Origin of the sequence: Actinomadura sp. GC306, from assembly GCF_004348665.1 — a bacterium.
In the GTDB taxonomy this organism is placed as follows: Bacteria; Actinomycetota; Actinomycetes; order Streptosporangiales; family Streptosporangiaceae; genus Spirillospora.
The window spans coordinates 1-14,221 of sequence record NZ_SMKM01000175.1; the positions used below are offsets into that span (position 1 = coordinate 1).

General features: G+C 72.4%; 16 protein-coding genes and 1 pseudogene. 11 read left to right on the plus strand and 6 right to left on the minus strand.

Going from position 1 to position 14,221, the window contains the following annotated elements; translation table 11 throughout:
* Window positions 1-904, minus strand: a 904-nt coding sequence (locus E1200_RS22165) for a glycosyltransferase (protein ID WP_131953982.1), incomplete at its 3' end; no start/stop codon positions are given.
* A gap of 168 nt (window positions 905-1,072) precedes the next feature.
* On the opposite strand from E1200_RS22165, the gene E1200_RS22170 reads away from it, so the two are divergent.
* Entirely contained in the window at window positions 1,073-1,693 is a 621-nt protein-coding gene (locus E1200_RS22170; protein WP_131953983.1) for a histone deacetylase, read from the plus strand.
* A gap of 22 nt (window positions 1,694-1,715) precedes the next feature.
* Window positions 1,716-2,165 carry a peroxiredoxin gene (locus tag E1200_RS22175; RefSeq protein ID WP_131953984.1) on the plus strand — a complete coding sequence of 150 codons (450 nt, stop codon included), beginning with the start codon at window positions 1,716-1,718 and terminating at the stop codon, window positions 2,163-2,165.
* Window positions 2,166-2,178: 13 nt separating this feature from the next.
* Here E1200_RS22175 and E1200_RS22180 read toward each other — a convergent pair whose 3' ends face one another.
* The gene (locus E1200_RS22180; RefSeq protein ID WP_131953985.1) at window positions 2,179-3,822 is read right to left on the minus strand and encodes a CocE/NonD family hydrolase; all 1,644 of its coding nucleotides are present in this window, start codon (window positions 3,820-3,822) and stop codon (window positions 2,179-2,181) included.
* Between the two features lie 175 nt (window positions 3,823-3,997).
* Here E1200_RS22180 and E1200_RS22185 point away from each other — a divergent pair, with 175 nt between their 5' ends.
* Window positions 3,998-5,086 (plus strand): mechanosensitive ion channel family protein, encoded by a 1,089-nt coding sequence (locus tag E1200_RS22185; RefSeq protein WP_131953986.1) that lies wholly within the window; start codon window positions 3,998-4,000, stop codon window positions 5,084-5,086.
* A 46-nt stretch (window positions 5,087-5,132) separates the two neighbouring features.
* Here the strand turns inward: E1200_RS22185 and E1200_RS33890 are convergent, their stop codons facing one another.
* Window positions 5,133-5,981, minus strand: coding sequence for an ATP-binding protein (locus tag E1200_RS33890; protein WP_165950413.1), 849 nt, complete (start codon window positions 5,979-5,981; stop codon window positions 5,133-5,135).
* Between the two features lie 151 nt (window positions 5,982-6,132).
* Here E1200_RS33890 and E1200_RS22195 point away from each other — a divergent pair, with 151 nt between their 5' ends.
* Window positions 6,133-6,540 (plus strand): Ohr family peroxiredoxin, encoded by a 408-nt coding sequence (locus E1200_RS22195; protein ID WP_131953987.1) that lies wholly within the window; start codon window positions 6,133-6,135, stop codon window positions 6,538-6,540.
* Between the two features lie 24 nt (window positions 6,541-6,564).
* Here E1200_RS22195 and E1200_RS22200 read toward each other — a convergent pair whose 3' ends face one another.
* The 3 genes and pseudogenes from E1200_RS22200 to E1200_RS22210 form a co-directional block, all read right to left on the minus strand.
* Window positions 6,565-7,188 carry a GPP34 family phosphoprotein gene (locus E1200_RS22200; protein ID WP_131953988.1) on the minus strand — a complete coding sequence of 208 codons (624 nt, stop codon included), beginning with the start codon at window positions 7,186-7,188 and terminating at the stop codon, window positions 6,565-6,567.
* A 187-nt stretch (window positions 7,189-7,375) separates the two neighbouring features.
* Window positions 7,376-7,558 (minus strand): annotated as a pseudogene (locus E1200_RS22205) (hypothetical protein); the annotation flags it as partial.
* A gap of 12 nt (window positions 7,559-7,570) precedes the next feature.
* Complete coding sequence (locus E1200_RS22210) at window positions 7,571-8,485, minus strand: SPFH domain-containing protein (protein ID WP_131953989.1); 915 nt, start codon at window positions 8,483-8,485, stop codon at window positions 7,571-7,573.
* 127 nt (window positions 8,486-8,612) lie between these two features.
* On the opposite strand from E1200_RS22210, the gene E1200_RS22215 reads away from it, so the two are divergent.
* From E1200_RS22215 to E1200_RS22245, 7 genes are all read left to right on the plus strand, one after another.
* Window positions 8,613-9,050, plus strand: coding sequence for a limonene-1,2-epoxide hydrolase family protein (locus tag E1200_RS22215; protein ID WP_207933492.1), 438 nt, complete (start codon window positions 8,613-8,615; stop codon window positions 9,048-9,050).
* 66 nt (window positions 9,051-9,116) lie between these two features.
* On the plus strand, window positions 9,117-9,560 hold the full coding sequence (locus E1200_RS22220) for a hypothetical protein (RefSeq protein WP_131953990.1): 444 nt from the start codon (window positions 9,117-9,119) through the stop codon (window positions 9,558-9,560).
* A gap of 211 nt (window positions 9,561-9,771) precedes the next feature.
* Complete coding sequence (locus tag E1200_RS22225; protein ID WP_165950414.1) at window positions 9,772-10,815, plus strand: right-handed parallel beta-helix repeat-containing protein; 1,044 nt, start codon at window positions 9,772-9,774, stop codon at window positions 10,813-10,815.
* A 102-nt stretch (window positions 10,816-10,917) separates the two neighbouring features.
* Window positions 10,918-11,586, plus strand: coding sequence for a hypothetical protein (locus tag E1200_RS22230; protein WP_131953992.1), 669 nt, complete (start codon window positions 10,918-10,920; stop codon window positions 11,584-11,586).
* 22 nt (window positions 11,587-11,608) lie between these two features.
* Window positions 11,609-12,595 carry a sigma-70 family RNA polymerase sigma factor gene (locus E1200_RS22235; protein ID WP_131953993.1) on the plus strand — a complete coding sequence of 329 codons (987 nt, stop codon included), beginning with the start codon at window positions 11,609-11,611 and terminating at the stop codon, window positions 12,593-12,595.
* Window positions 12,596-12,656: 61 nt separating this feature from the next.
* Window positions 12,657-13,055 carry a nuclear transport factor 2 family protein gene (locus tag E1200_RS22240; RefSeq protein ID WP_131953994.1) on the plus strand — a complete coding sequence of 133 codons (399 nt, stop codon included), beginning with the start codon at window positions 12,657-12,659 and terminating at the stop codon, window positions 13,053-13,055.
* A 72-nt stretch (window positions 13,056-13,127) separates the two neighbouring features.
* Window positions 13,128-14,221 (plus strand): amidase family protein (locus tag E1200_RS22245; protein ID WP_131953995.1); only part of this gene is annotated, 1,094 nt, incomplete at its 3' end.

Consider the following 14,221-nt stretch of genomic DNA (forward strand, 5'->3'; position numbering starts at 1 on the left):
GGTGGGGGTCGAGGCAGAGGGCGAGGCTCGCGGTCCGCAGCAGCTTCGGCAGCGACTTGCGGGGCATCCGGCCGAGGAAGATCACGCGGTCGGCGACGTGCAGCTCCTTGGCCAGCAGCGTCAGCCGGTGCACGGCGGGGTCGTGGTCCAGGTCCTCGCGGGCGGGGCCGCCGGCGATGGCCAGCTCGGCGTTCGGGACGTGCACCATGGCCTGCAGCGCGGTCTCGACGCCGCCGGCCTCCAGGTCGTCGCAGACCATCACCATCCGGCGCCGGTCGCCGCGCGGCATCGAGGGGCCGACCTGCGAGAACAGGTCGCCGTCAACGCCGTAGGGGACGACGGACATCCGCGGCCGGGGGACGCCCAGCCGCACCAGCGTGGCGGCCTCCTCGGCGTGCCCGGCGAGGACCAGGTCCGCGCCGCGGCCGATGGCCTTCTCCAGGCGGTCGCGGTGCGGGTGCACCGTGGCGCCGGCGCGGCGCTCGGTGGCGGCGACGCCGTGGTAGCTCTGCACGAACGGGATGTCCAGCTCGCGGGCGACGGCGCAGGCGGCGAGGCCGCCGATCCAGCCGTGCGCGTGGACGATGTCCGGCCGTCCGGCGCCGGACCAGCGGCGGCGGAGCTCGTCGGCGAAGTCGCGGACGTACTTGAGCAGCTCGTCGTCGGGGAGCGGGCGGGCCGGCCCGGCGTCCAGGTTGACGAGGGCGGCGCCCGGCGCGATGCGGGTCCGGCCGCGGGCGGCGCTGTTCTGGCGCCGCGTGTACACCGTGACCTGGTTCTGCTCGCCGTCGGCGGACAGCGGACGGGTGAGCGAACGGGCGAGGTCCCGAACGTGGATTGACTGCAGGTGTTCGCCGTCAAGGTCGGAGGCGGACACGAGCGCGATGTGAAGCTGGCGGTGCATACGGGTCCTCCGGGACATCACAGGGGAAGCTCGGAGGTATCTGCGTCGTAGACACCTGCTCGAAAGGTTCTATAACCGCCCGCACTCCGCGTCAAACGTCGCGAATCGGATCTCGTTGCCGTGCGAGCCCCGCGGAACCGCCCGCCACCTGCTGGAATACTGGACAAAATGGACGAGGAACCGCTCTGGTACGTGGCCTACGGATCGAACCTCTCCGCGGAGAGGTTCCGCTGCTACCTCGCCGGCGGCCGCCCGCGCGGCGGCGCGCGCCGCCAGGCCGGCTGCCGCGATCCCCGCCCCGCGCGCGCCGAACGGGTCATCACCGTGCCCGGCGGCATCTACTTCGCGCACGACTCGCAGACGTGGGGCGGCGGGATGGCGTTCTACGACCCGGACCTGCCCGGCCGCGCCGCCGCCCGCGCCTACCTGCTGACCCGCCGCCAGTTCTGCGACGTCATGTCCCAGGAGATGCACCGCGCGGTGGGCACCGACCACGACCTCTCGGAGGCGATGGCCCGCGGCCGGCAGCGCATCGGCCCCGGCCGCTACGAGACCGTCCTCAGGGTCGGGGAGTGCGCGGGCCGGCCCATGCTCACGTTCACGTCGCCGGAGCCCGCCGCGCCGACCGCGCCGACCGCCCCCTACCTGGCCATGCTCGGCACCGGCCTGCGCGAGGCGCACGGCTGGTCCGCCGAGCGCGCCGCCTCCTACCTGGCCGGACGTCCGGGAGCCCGCGGCGCCTGGGCGCCCCGCGACATCGCCGGACTGCTCCGGCCGGGGACGGAATGACCGGGGGCGGTAGATTCCTCCCATGAACGTCGGTGACGTCGTTGACGACTTCGAGCTGCCCGACGAGACGGGTGAGCCGCGCACGCTGACCGGTCTCCTGGAGAAGGGCCCGGTGGTCCTGTTCTTCTACCCGGCCGCGATGACCCCCGGCTGCACCGCCGAGGCGTGCCACTTCCGCGACGTCGCGGCCGAGCTCGCCGAGGTCGGCGCCCACCCGGTCGGCGTCAGCGCCGACACCGTCGAGAAGCAGAAGGAGTTCGCCGACCGCAACACCCTCGGCTACCCCCTGCTGTCCGACCCGGACGGCCGCGTCCGCGACCTCTTCGGCGTCAAGCGCGGCATAGCCCTGCTGCCGACCAGGCGGCAGACCTTCGTCATCGGCACCGACCGCCGCGTCCTGGCGGTCGTGAAGAGCGAGATCCGCATGAACACCCACGCCGACAAGGCGCTGGCGGCGCTGCGGGCCCGCTGAGCTCTCCGCCGGGCTACCCCCGGACGACCGGCAGGTTGATCGTCGACGGATGCCCGGGGGAGTGGAAGATCTCCTGGTCGGCGGTCAGCATGTCGGTGGCGGTCCCGATCGGGGCGCCGGTCCCCGGGTTGCGGGCGACGCGCGGGTAGGCGCCGCTCGCGACCTGCACGCGGACGCGGTGCCCGCGGCGGAAGCGGTGCCCGGCCGGCCACAGCTCCAGCGCCACGCGCCGGACGCCGTCGCCGTCCGGCTCCGGTTCGCCCGCGACGAGCCGCCGCATGCCCTCGCACAGGTTCAGCGACTCGCCGTCGGGCGTGACGTCGCACAGCCGCACGACGAAGTCGGTGTGCGCGCGGTTCGAGCGGATGTACAGGTCGGCGGTGACCGGGCCGATGATCTCCAGGTCGTCGTCCAGGACGGCCGAAGTGTAGGTCAGCACGTCCCGGCGGCGCTCCAGCCGCCGCTGGTCGGTGGACGGCCGGGTCTCGCCGAGCAGCGTCGGGCCGCCGAGGAACGGCGTCGGGTGGTTCGGGTCGTACCGGTAGGAGTCCGGTTCCGACTCGGGCGGCTCGTCCGGTGCGAGGGCGCCGCCGGGCTGCAGGTGCCAGCGCTCCTCCCGCATCCCGGGGACGGGCCAGTCGGGGAACTCGCGCCACTCGTCCGCGCCCGTGATGTACAGCCGGACGGGCTGGTCCCGCAGCTCGGACGGGTCGTCCAGCAGGTGCGCGCGGAACCAGGCGACCGACTCGCCGACCGAGCCGCGCATCATCCGCTGGTCGGCGTGGAACCACGGCCCGATGGTCAGGTAGGGGCGCCGCCCGGCGGCGCGGAGCGCGGCGTAGTCGCGCATCTGCCACGGCAGGAAGATGTCGTACCACCCGCCGGTCATGTTCACCGGGGCCGCGACCCGCGACACGGTGGGGCTGAAGTCGCGCTTGTCCCAGAACGAGGTGTCGGGGCCGTTGACGAGGAGCTCCTGGAAGAACCGCTGCTGCTCGCCCGTCGCGAGCCGGTCGAGTTCGGCGATCGGCTTGCCGGACAGGGTGGCGCGGCGGGCGCGGCGCGGCGACATGATGCCGGTGGTGATCCCGGACAGCGAGTTCTTCATCCGCGCGGTCAGGTCGACCCAGATCAGCGTGGACTCCAGCGCGAACGTCCCGCCGACGTTCACGGCGTCGCGGAACGTCGAGGCGGTGACCTGCATCGACAGGGCGCGCAGCTCGGGGCCCGCCTCGGCGGCGACGGCCCACTGGACGTAGCCGAGGTAGCTCGGGCCGTGCATGGCGAACGTCCCGCCGAACCACGGCTGTGACTTCAGCCACTCGATGGTGGCGAGTCCGTCCTCCCGCTCGTCCAGCGCCTCGAAGACGCCGCCGGACCCGAACCCGCCGCGGACGCTCTGCACGACGGCCTGGAAACCGTGCGACGCGAACGCCTGCCCGCACATGAGCCCGAAGGGGCCGCGCCGCCCGTAGGGGGACCGGACGAGGACCGTCGGCGCCCGCTCGACGCCGTCCGGGGCGTACCGGTCGGCCAGGAGGGTGACGCCGTCGCCGGCCGGGACCTCCAGGTCGCGTTCGACCGTGACGCGGTGGGGGCCGTTCCGCAGTCCCAGCGCCGTGACCCCCAGCCGGCGCATCATTCCCACGCCTACCATCTGATCAAGCGTAATCGCCCCGGTGGTCGCGCCCGCCTCCGGAGCCCGTGATGTGCCTCGCGCACTCCGGGTCTTCTATACGATCGAGGGCGCGCAAGACAGGCACCACGGGATCAACCGGCGAATCCGACGGGCGTATTCGCCGTGCCCGCGCGGAGGGAGACAGGCGTACGCCATGGCTGATGTGAGCTGGGAACGGGTGATCGTCGCCGGGATCGTGCTGGCGTCCGCCCTGGCGGTCGCGGTGCTGCTGCGGCTGGTGACCGGCCGGCTGTTCCAGCGGGCCGGGGACACCCGGGCCAGCTGGGACGACCTCGCGGCCCGGCTGATCAAGGACACGGCGGTGCCCCTGTCGGTCCTGCTCGGCCTCTGGATCGCCGCGCGGGTGCTGGAACTGCCGCGCGGCACGCTCGACGCCACCGCGAAGGTGCTCTCGGCGCTCGCCATCTTCGTGGTCACGCTGGCGCTGGCGCGGCTGATCGCCGCCGGGGTCAGCACGGTCGCGCTGGCCAGGCAGGGCGTCGCCGGCAACGTGACGATCTTCGCGAACATCACCCGCGTGGTCGTGCTCGGCATCGGCATCCTGGTGATGCTGCAGAGCCTCGGGGTGTCGATCACGCCGCTGCTCGGCGCCCTCGGCGTCGGCGGCCTCGCGGTCGCGCTCGCCCTGCAGGACACGCTCGCCAACCTGTTCGCGGGCGTGCACGTCCTGGCGGCCAAGACGATCGAGCCCGGCGACTACATCAAGCTGGCCTCCGGCCAGGAGGGCTACGTCGTCGACATCAACTGGCGCAACACCACGATCCGGACGCTGTCCGACAACATCGAAGTCATCCCGAACATGAGGTTCTCCGACACGATCCTCACCAACTACCACCGGCCCGCCCAGGACATGTCGATCCTGGTGTACGCGAAGGTGGCCTACGAGGTCGACCTGGACCGGTTCGAGGACCTGCTCATCGAGGTCGGGCACGACGTGATGAAGGAGGTCCAGGGCGGGGTGGCCGACTGCGACATCTTCGTCCGGTTCAACGACTTCAACGACGCCACGGTCGGCTTCCACGTGATCCTGCGCTCGTCGGAGTTCGGCGACCAGTTCCGCATCAAGCACGAGTTCCTCAAGCGGCTGCACCGGGTGATCCGCGAGGAGGGCATCGCGCCGCCCTACTGGCACCACCGCGTGGTCATCGAGGACAAGAACGGGCAGCCGCAGCGGGACGGCCTGGCCGCCAAGGGCGAGCTGGCCTCCGACGGGGTCCGCTGAGCGGACGCCCGGAGCGGGCGCGCCCGGACGGGTCACGCGCGCGAGGTCACGCGCCCGGGGGAGTGGCCTGGTCGAACATCGCGAGGAACTCGGCGTGGCCGAACCGCCGTGCCATCTCGACGGCCGAGGGCGAGCCGGCGCGGGGGTCGGCGCCCGCCTCCAGCAGCGCCCGCACGACCTCGTCCTCCTTCTGCGCCACCGCGCCGGTGAGCGGCCGCTGGCCCCGGTCGTTGGCGCGCTCGGGGTCGGCGCCGCGGGCGGCCAGGGCCCGGACGGTGCCGGCGTGCCCGTTGCGGGCGGCGAGCATCAGCAGCGTGTCGCCCCGCTCGTCGGCCAGGTTCGGCGGCGCGCCCGCGTCCACGAAGCCGGCGAGCCGGGCGGTCTCGCCGCCGCGCGCCATGTCGAACAGGCGGTCGGTCAGGCCCTCGGTCTCCGGCTCGGCCCAGGCGTGCAGCGAGCTCCCGTTGCCGGCCGTGAGCACCCCGCCGAGGCTGTCCTCGCCGTACCGCAGGTTCTTCTCCAGTGCCACGAGGGCCCCGTCGTGCATGAACGAGCGGAAGTGGACGTCGTCGGCCAGCATCCGCATGATCGTCAGGCCGCGGCCCTGCTCGGCGGTGAGTTCGGGGGGCGGCAGCGCGGCGGCTTCGAAGCCCCGCCCGGAGTCGATCACCTTGATCATGCAGCGGGAGTCCTGGATCGTCGCGCGCACCGTGTAGTCCGCGCCGTGCTCGGCGTGCTTGATGACGTTCGTGCACGCCTCGGTGAGCATCACCTCGATGTCGTCTCTGATCGACTCCTCCACGCCGAGCGCGGTGAGCGCCGCGTCCAGCAGGCGCCGGGTGGCCGGGACGCTGGCCGCGTCCCGGGGTAGCAGGAGGTCGAGGCTGATCTCCACGTCATCTCCGTCCGAGGTTCGTCCTCCTAAAACGTGCCCTTTCGGACCCACATAAACATGTCGGACTTGCTCGGCGACCCCTGTGCGGCGGCGCGCGGCTGCGGTACGTTGGTTGTGTCCAACTTAGTTGCGTACAACTGAAGGAGGCGTCATGGACGTCCACTACACCGCCGTGGCCACCGCCAGCGGGCGGGACGGCAAGGCCGTCAGCTCCGACGGCCGCCTCGACCTGGTCCTCGCCGCGCCCCGCGAGATGGGCGGCGACGGCGAGGGAACCAACCCCGAGCAGCTGTTCGCCGCCGGGTACGCCGCCTGCTTCGCCTCCGCGATCGCCGCGGCCGCCCGCGGTACCCGGCAGGACGTCCGGGACGTCTCCGTCACCGCCGAGGTCGGCATCGGCGGCGACGTCGAGAGCGGTTTCGGGCTGACCGTCGTCCTGCGCGTGGAACTGCCCGACGACCTGGAGAACGGCCGCGCGCTGGTGGAGCGCGCCCACGAGATCTGCCCGTACTCGAACGCCACCCGCGGCAACGTGCCGGTGGAGCTGGTCGTCGAGTAGCGCCGGTGGTCGAGTGGCCCGGCCTCAGCCCGCGGCGGCCGTGTACAGCTCGTCGCGCACCTTGCGGACCGCCGCCGGCGCCGGGCCCGTCCGGGCCGTCAGCTCCCGGATGCGCCGCTTGTGGCGCCGGCGGTCCGCGCCGGGGAGCACGGCCGTCAGGTCGGCCGCCGCGGCGAGCGCGACCGCCGCCGCGTCGTAGCTGTGGACGTGCGCCACCGGCCGCCCCCGCAGCGCCGACGACGCCCCGCCCCACAGCTGCTTCACCACCCGCGGGTCCTTGACGGTGACCTCCTGCCGGGGGAATAGGCCCAGCACCCGGTGCTCCTGGACGCGGATCCACCCGTCCCGGACCAGCTCGTCCTGGACCCTCGCCAGCATCTCCTTGGCGTCCTTGCGCACCCAGTGCTGCCACGACCTGGGCCGCGACTCCGCGATCTGCGCGAGCACGCCGTACGGGTCGTCGCCGGGCGTGCCCGGGACGGGCTTGCGGCGCTCCTCGCCGAGCCGCCCGTCCAGGTACAGCTCGGTCAGGGCGGCCCCGCGCAGCAGGTAGCCGAGTTCCGTGCGGCTCTTGCTCATCTTGTGCTTCCGGAGGTCGTACGCGAGCAGGTACATCCGGGCCGGCAGCGATTCTGGAACCTTGACCATCTCAATCCCCGTCCCCGCCGCGCGGCGGACCTTCCGTATCCCTGCCGGTACCCGGGCCGCCCGCGCTTGAGCCGCCGACTCCCGTGTCGCCTGTGCCTGAGGGGCCCGTGTTCAAGTCGCCCGTGCTTGAGGGGCCCGTGTTCAAGTCGCCCGTGTTCGAGTCGCCTGTGTCCCGTGCCGCCTTGCGGGGCCGTCCGGGCCCGCGCATCCGGGTCGCCGACCCGGGCATCCGCCCCGCGTCGGCGAGCGCCCGGCGCAGCAGGAACTCGATCTGCGCGTTGGTGCTGCGCAGCTCGTCCGCCGCCCAGCGTGCCAGGGCGTCGTGCACGGCGGGATCGAGCCGCAGCAGGATCTTCTTGCGTTCAGTCACGTGGACCCGGGGTCACTGGTAGAGGCTGCCGGAGTTCACCACCGGCTGGGCGTCGCGGTCGGCGCACAGCACGACCAGCAGGTTGCTGACCATCGCGGCCTTGCGCTCCTCGTCCAGTTCGATGACGCTGTCCTCCTCCAGCCGTTCGAGGGCGAGCTGCACCATGCCGACGGCGCCCTCCACGATCCGCGTCCGCGCCGCCACGACCGCGCCGGCCTGCTGGCGGCGCAGCATCGCCTGCGCGATCTCCGGCGCGTACGCCAGCCCGGTGATCCTCGACTCGATGATGTCGACCCCGGCGGACGCGACCCGCTCCGACAGCTCCTCCGACAGCCGCGCGGTGATCTCGTCGGCGTTGTCGCGCAGCGAGATGCGCTCGGCGTCGTCGTAGGGGAAGCTGCCCGCGATGTGCCGGACGGCCGCCTCGGTCTGGAACGCCACGAACTCCACGAAGTCGTCGACCTCGAACACGGCCCGCGCGGTGTCGGCGACCTGCCACACCACCACGGCCGAGATCTCGATCGGGTTCCCGTCCAGGTCGTTGACCTTCGCGAGGCCGGTCTCGTGGTTGCGGATCCGCGTCGACACCTTCTTCCGCATGGTCAGCGGGTTGACCCAGCGGAGGCCGTCGGTGCGCACCGTGCCCTTGTAGCGCCCGAGCAGCTGCAGCACCCGGGCCTCGCCCGGGGCCACCGGCGTCAGGCCGGCCGCGACGACCAGCCCGGCCAGCAGGAGCACGGAACCGGCGACGGCCCCGCCCGCCACCGCGACTGCCCCGCCGGCCAGGGCCCCGGCGACGGCCGCCGCGGCGCCCAGCGCGATCAGCAGGACCGCCACCCCCAGCAGCGCCCAGCCGCCGCGGTCGCTCGCCGGCCGCTCGCTGATCTTCGGGCGCGGCATCTCCACCTTGGTCGCCTCTTCGGCCATCCGGTACCTCCTCGTTAGGGTGATAACTGCAAACTATCAAAGTGATATCACATTTTCCACCCCGGGGCCGCCGGGACGGCGGCCGCCGGTGGACTACGGTTGTCCCACCGACCCCGGAGGACCCTCCATGAGCGAGATCCAGATCGTCACCGGCTTCCTGTCCGCCCTCGAAGACCTCGACGTCGACCGGGCCCTCGGCTACGCGTCGCCGGAGATCGTGTACCAGAACGTCCCGCTGCCCCCGGCCCGCGGCCTGGCCGCCGTCGAGAAGACGCTGCGGGCCATGACGCGCTACGGCAGCGGCTTCGAGGCCCGCGTCCACAACATCGCCGCCAACGGCCCGGTCGTCCTCACCGAACGCACCGACGTGCTGGAGGCCGGGGCCTGGCGCGCCGAGTTCTGGGTGTGCGGCACCTTCCGGGTCGAGGACGACCGCATCACCCTCTGGCGCGACTACTTCGACTGGACGACGTTCCTGGCCGCTTCCGCCAAGGGCCTCGGCGGCGTCCTCCTGTCGGCCGTCAACGCCCGTTCCAAGGCGCCCCGCAGGACGCCGGCTGCGTAGCCGCGCCACCGCCGCTGAGTACAAGTACTCATGCGCCCACCGGGCCCACGGGGCACCCTGGGCGTCATGAACGTCCAACAGCGGCCCCCGCCGGGCGCCCTGGGCATGGCGCACGCGATGCTCTGGATGCAGGCCGTCCTGTGCGGCCTGGCGTGGCTCCTGCCGAACGCCGGGGTCCTGCTGTGGGTGGCGGTGCAGGGCATCCCCGACGACGGCACCGCGCCCTACCTGCTGGTCCCGGTACTCTTCTCGCTGCCCGCGCTGCTGTTCGCCGTGCCCGGCCTGGTGATCGCCGCGCGCCTTCCCTCCGGTGGCCGGAACGTGCACACGGCGGCGGTCGTCTACGAGGCGCTGTGGGTCGTTCTGGGAACCGCCGCTTTCGTGGGGCCTTTTCGTTTTCCGCTCGGCGGGCCGCCCCCGGTGATGTCCGTCATATTCGCGTCGGTGCTCGCGGCGGCATACGTCCTGGTCGTCCTGCTCACCCCGAACGGACGTGCGCGCTTCCGCTGAGACGCGCGACCACGGCCGCCGGTTGTCCGGCGGGTTCCCCCGAAGCCGTCTGCGATTCCGAAAGGGACGGCAAAATCACGGCCATTCCCAGCCGTTTACCTTTTCCGCCCCGATGGCGATGCACGGGCGGTCCAGGATGAGCGAAGAATCGCCCGGCCGCGAAGAGGGCGGGCGATTTTCAGTTGGCTGCATGAGAAACGGGGGAAACAGGATGAGGCGGACTCTTGCGGTCTCGCTCGGGACGGCGGTCGCGTTCGCGGCCTTCATGCCGGCCGGCCAGGCGGCCACGGACGCGTCGCGGGTGCACGTGGTGAAGCCGGGACGCTCGATTCAGAAGGCCGTGAACAAGGCCCGGCCGGGCGACGTCATCCAGCTCAAGGCGGGACGCTACGACGGGGGAGTCCTCGTCCGCAAGCCGCTGACGATCCGCGGCGCGGGCGACCGGACCGTGCTGCGTCCCGGCCGCAAGGACCACTGCGCCAAGGCCCGGCAGGCCGGAATGGGGATCTGCGTGGTCGGCCGCGAGGGGCGGCCGGTCCGGAACGTGACGGTGGAGAAGCTCAGCGTCCAGCGCTTCAAGGAGACCGGCGTCTTCGGCATCCACACCGACCGGCTCTCGGTCGTGCACGTCCTGGCCAAGAGGAACGGCGAGTACGGCATCGCGGAGTACAACTCGACCCGCGGCCGCTTCCTGCAGAACCGCGTCCACGACTCGGGCGCGCACGCGGGCCTGTACGTCGGGGACATCGCCGACGCGCACGGCACGGTCGTCGCGCACAACCGCGCCTCGGGCAACGCGATGGGGCTGCTGGTGCGGCACGCCCGCAACGTCAAGGTGCACGACAACACGTTCACCGGCAACTGCGCCGGCGTCCTGCTGGTGGACGACGGCCAGCGCGGCGGGCAGGGCAACAACGCCCTGTGGGAGAACAAGATCTCCAAGAACAACCGGGGCTGCAAGGCGTACGGCCCGGTCCCGGCGCTCAAGGGCACCGGCATCATGCTCATCGGCGGTGACCACAACAGCATCAAGAAGAACGACGTGACCCGCAACCGCGGCAAGCTGCCGTACTCCGGCGGCATCGTCCTCTTCCCCGGCGCCCCGCCGCAGGACCGGCCGGCCCGCCACAACGTCGTCGAGGGCAACCGCGTCCTCGGCAACGCGCCGTTCGACCTGGTCGACAACAGCGGCAGCAAGACCAACAAGGTCCGCGCCAACCGGTGCAAGACCTCCAAGCCGCGCGGACTCTGCTGACCCGCGACGGTTTCCGGGGACCACGCCGCGACCGGCGTGGTCCCCTCGCGCTTCCCGGTCCCGGTGTCCGCCATGATGGTCATCCGCCGAACCGGGAGACGGATGACTTCGACGACCGCACCCCCCGACGACCGGCGCGCGCGGCAGTGGCTCGCCGCCTGCGCCCTCGCCTACGGCCTCACCCACCACATCGGCTTCGGCCTCGCCTGGCTCGGCACGGTCGGCGACACCCGCTGGGCCGACTGGGCCGACGTCCTCACCCCCTACACCGTCCTGCTGACGGCCGCCGCCGCACTCCACGCCGGCCGCGCCGACGTCCGGAGCTGGGCGGTCTACCTCGTCGGCGCCATCACCTACGTCGAAGGGCACGGCATCCACCTCGCCGCCAACTCCGTCGGCAACGACACCCCGGGTATCGCCGTCGTCCACATGTGGGACGAGGTCGCCGGCCACTACATCTGGTACGCCGGAGCCGCCCTGGTCGTCGCCGCCCTCGCCCGGACCCTCGCCCGGACTCCCGCCCCCGCACCGCTCCCGGCGCTGCTGCTAGCCCTAGGCGTTGCCGTCACCTGGACCACCAACTCCCTCGAAGGCGGCACCGCCCTGATGGGCCTGCTCGTCGCCGGGGCCTTCACGATCTGGGGCATACGCACCCGGCACCACCTCGGCCGCGTCCTGATCCCCGCCTTCGCGCCCGCCTTCATCGCCCTCACCGCCTACGGCATCTGGCAGCGCGGCTTCCCCCAGCCCACCGAGCTCGGCTGGCTCTGACCCGGTCGGCGATACTCGTCCCATGGACGAGGGCGTCACGGAAACCGAGCTGGTGACGGCGGCCAAGAACGGGGACCGGGAGGCGTTCGGCCGCCTGGTCGAGCCGTTCCGGGACGAGCTGCGAGCGCACTGCTACCGGATGCTCGCCTCGGCCCACGACGCGGAGGACGCCGTCCAGGAAACCCTCGACCGGGCATGGCGGAGCCTGCCCGCATACGAGCCGCGGGCCTCCCTCCGCCCCTGGCTCTACAAGATCGCCACGAACCGGGCGCTGACGCTGATCGAGCGGCGCGGCCGCCGGGAACTGCCCACCGACATGAGCCCGGAGGGCGCGCCGGCCGTCGAGAGAGCGTGGGTGGAGCCGTACCCCGACCGCTGGACGGACGACCTCGACCCGGAGGCCCGCGCCCTGGCCCGCGAGAGCGTGGAGATCGCGTTCGTCGCCGCCCTCCAGCACCTGTCGGCCCCGCAGCGCGCCGCCCTCCTGCTCTGCGACGTCCTCGGATACCGCGCCCAGGAGGCCGCCGACATTCTGGAAACGACGACGGCCGCGATCAACAGCGCACTACAGCGCGCAAGAAAGGCGGCCCCCCGCACCGGCCGGCGCCCCACACTCGACGCGGTCGAGGAGGCCGAGCAGCGGAACCTGATCCGCCGCTACATGGCTGCGTGGGAAGCACGCGACGTCGACTCCATCGTGGCGCTGCTCACCGAGGACGCCAGGTACTCGATGCCGCCGCTGCCCGCCTGGTACGAGGGCCACGCGGCCATCCGCACATTCCTGACCGAGGGTCCGCTGACCGCGCGTTGGCAGTTCTTGCCAACGCGGGCGAACGGCCGGCCGGCCTTCGGCACCTACATGTGGGACGACGCCAGGGCGTTGTACGTCCCGGCGGGCCTGGACGTACTGGTGCTGCGCGGCACCAGGATCGCCGAGGTCGTGTCCTTCCTGGACGCCGACTTCCTGCTGTTCGACCTTCCCGCGGAATTGCCCGGCCCACCGCGATGATTTCGCGGCCCGCCCCGGGTTGTAGTCCTGACGGACAGACCGAGCCCGGAAGGCCACGAAGATGCACACAGACGAAAAGCAGATCCGCGCGCTGATCGAACGCTGGGCCGAGGCGGTCCACGAGGGCGACTTGGACGAGGTCCTCCGGGACCATGCCGAGGACATCGTCCTGTTCGACGTCCCGCCGCCCTATCAGGGAGTGCGCGGCCTGGACGACTACCGCCGGACGTGGACGCCGTTCTTCGAGTGGCAGGCCCAGGCGGCCGCCTTCGAGATCGAGTCGCTGGACGTCGTCGCGGGGGACGACGTCGCCTTCGCCTACGCGCTGCTGCGTTGCGGCACCAAGGAGGACTTCGAAACCAACCCCGACAACCGCCTGCGCCTGACCATCGGCCTGCGCAAGCAGAACGGCCGCTGGACCGTCCTCCACGAACACCACTCATTCCCACTTGCGGGGTAAAGGCAGTGTCACCTAGCCCGTTCCGTTCCGCCCGGGAGCGGCTAGGGTCGTCCGGGAGGGAAGGTCGGTGCATTGGCGAGCGGCGGGGCATGTGCCTGCGATGACGGCTCGGCTCTCGACCGGGCCACCATTCCCGGACTCCAGCGGTGCAGGACGCGCGGCTGCCTGGACGCGGTCTCCCTGACGGAGGCGTACCTCGCCCGGATCAACCGCCTGGACGGTGCCGTGCGAGCGGTCCTCGCACTGGACCCGACCGCGACCACGCAGGCCGCGGCGTCCGACCGCCGCCGGGCGGCCGGGGAGCTGCGAGGGCCGCTCGACGGCATCCCCGTCCTGCTCAAGGACAACATCGACACGGCCGGCCTGCCGACCACCGCCGGCTCCCGCGCCCTCGCCCGCGGCCGCCCCGCGCGGGACGCGGAGCCGGTGCGCCGGCTGCGCGCCGCCGGGGCGGTGATCCTCGGCAAGGCCAACCTGTCCGAATGGAGCAATTTCCGCTCCTCGGACGCGGTCTCGGGGTGGTCCGCGGTCGGCGGCCAGACGCGGAACCCGCACGCCCCGGACCGCAGCCCCAGCGGCTCGTCCTCCGGCCCGGCGGCGGCGGTGGCCGCGGGGTTCGCCCAGGTGGCCGTGGGCACCGAGACCGACGGTTCACTCGTCACCCCAGCCGGGACGAACGGCGTCATCGGCGTAAAACCCAGCCGGGGCCTCGTGTGCATGGACGGCGTCGTCCCCGTCTCCCGCGCCCGGGACTGCGCGGGCCCGATCGCCCGAAACGTCCTAGACGCCGCCCTGACCCTCTCCGCGTTGGCGCCGACCTCCGGAGAACTCGTCCCCCGGCACGGACCCCCCGACCTGCGGACCGCCCGCATCGGCCTGTGGCGAATGCCCGCATACGGCGAGGACGTAGACCGCCTGATGACCCGCGTCGCGGAACTCCTCCGCGACCAGGGCGCAGAGGTCGTCGAAGTGGACATCGAGGCCGGCCGCACACGCGACCTGCTCTCCGAGGTCCTCCCCACGGAGTTCCGCCGGGACATCGAGGACTACCTGCGCACCCGCGACGACGCTCCCGGCGGGCTCGCCGAACTGATCGACGTCCACCGCCGCGACCCGCTGGAACGGACGTGCTTCCCCGGCCTGGACCTGTTCGAGCGGTCCCTCGC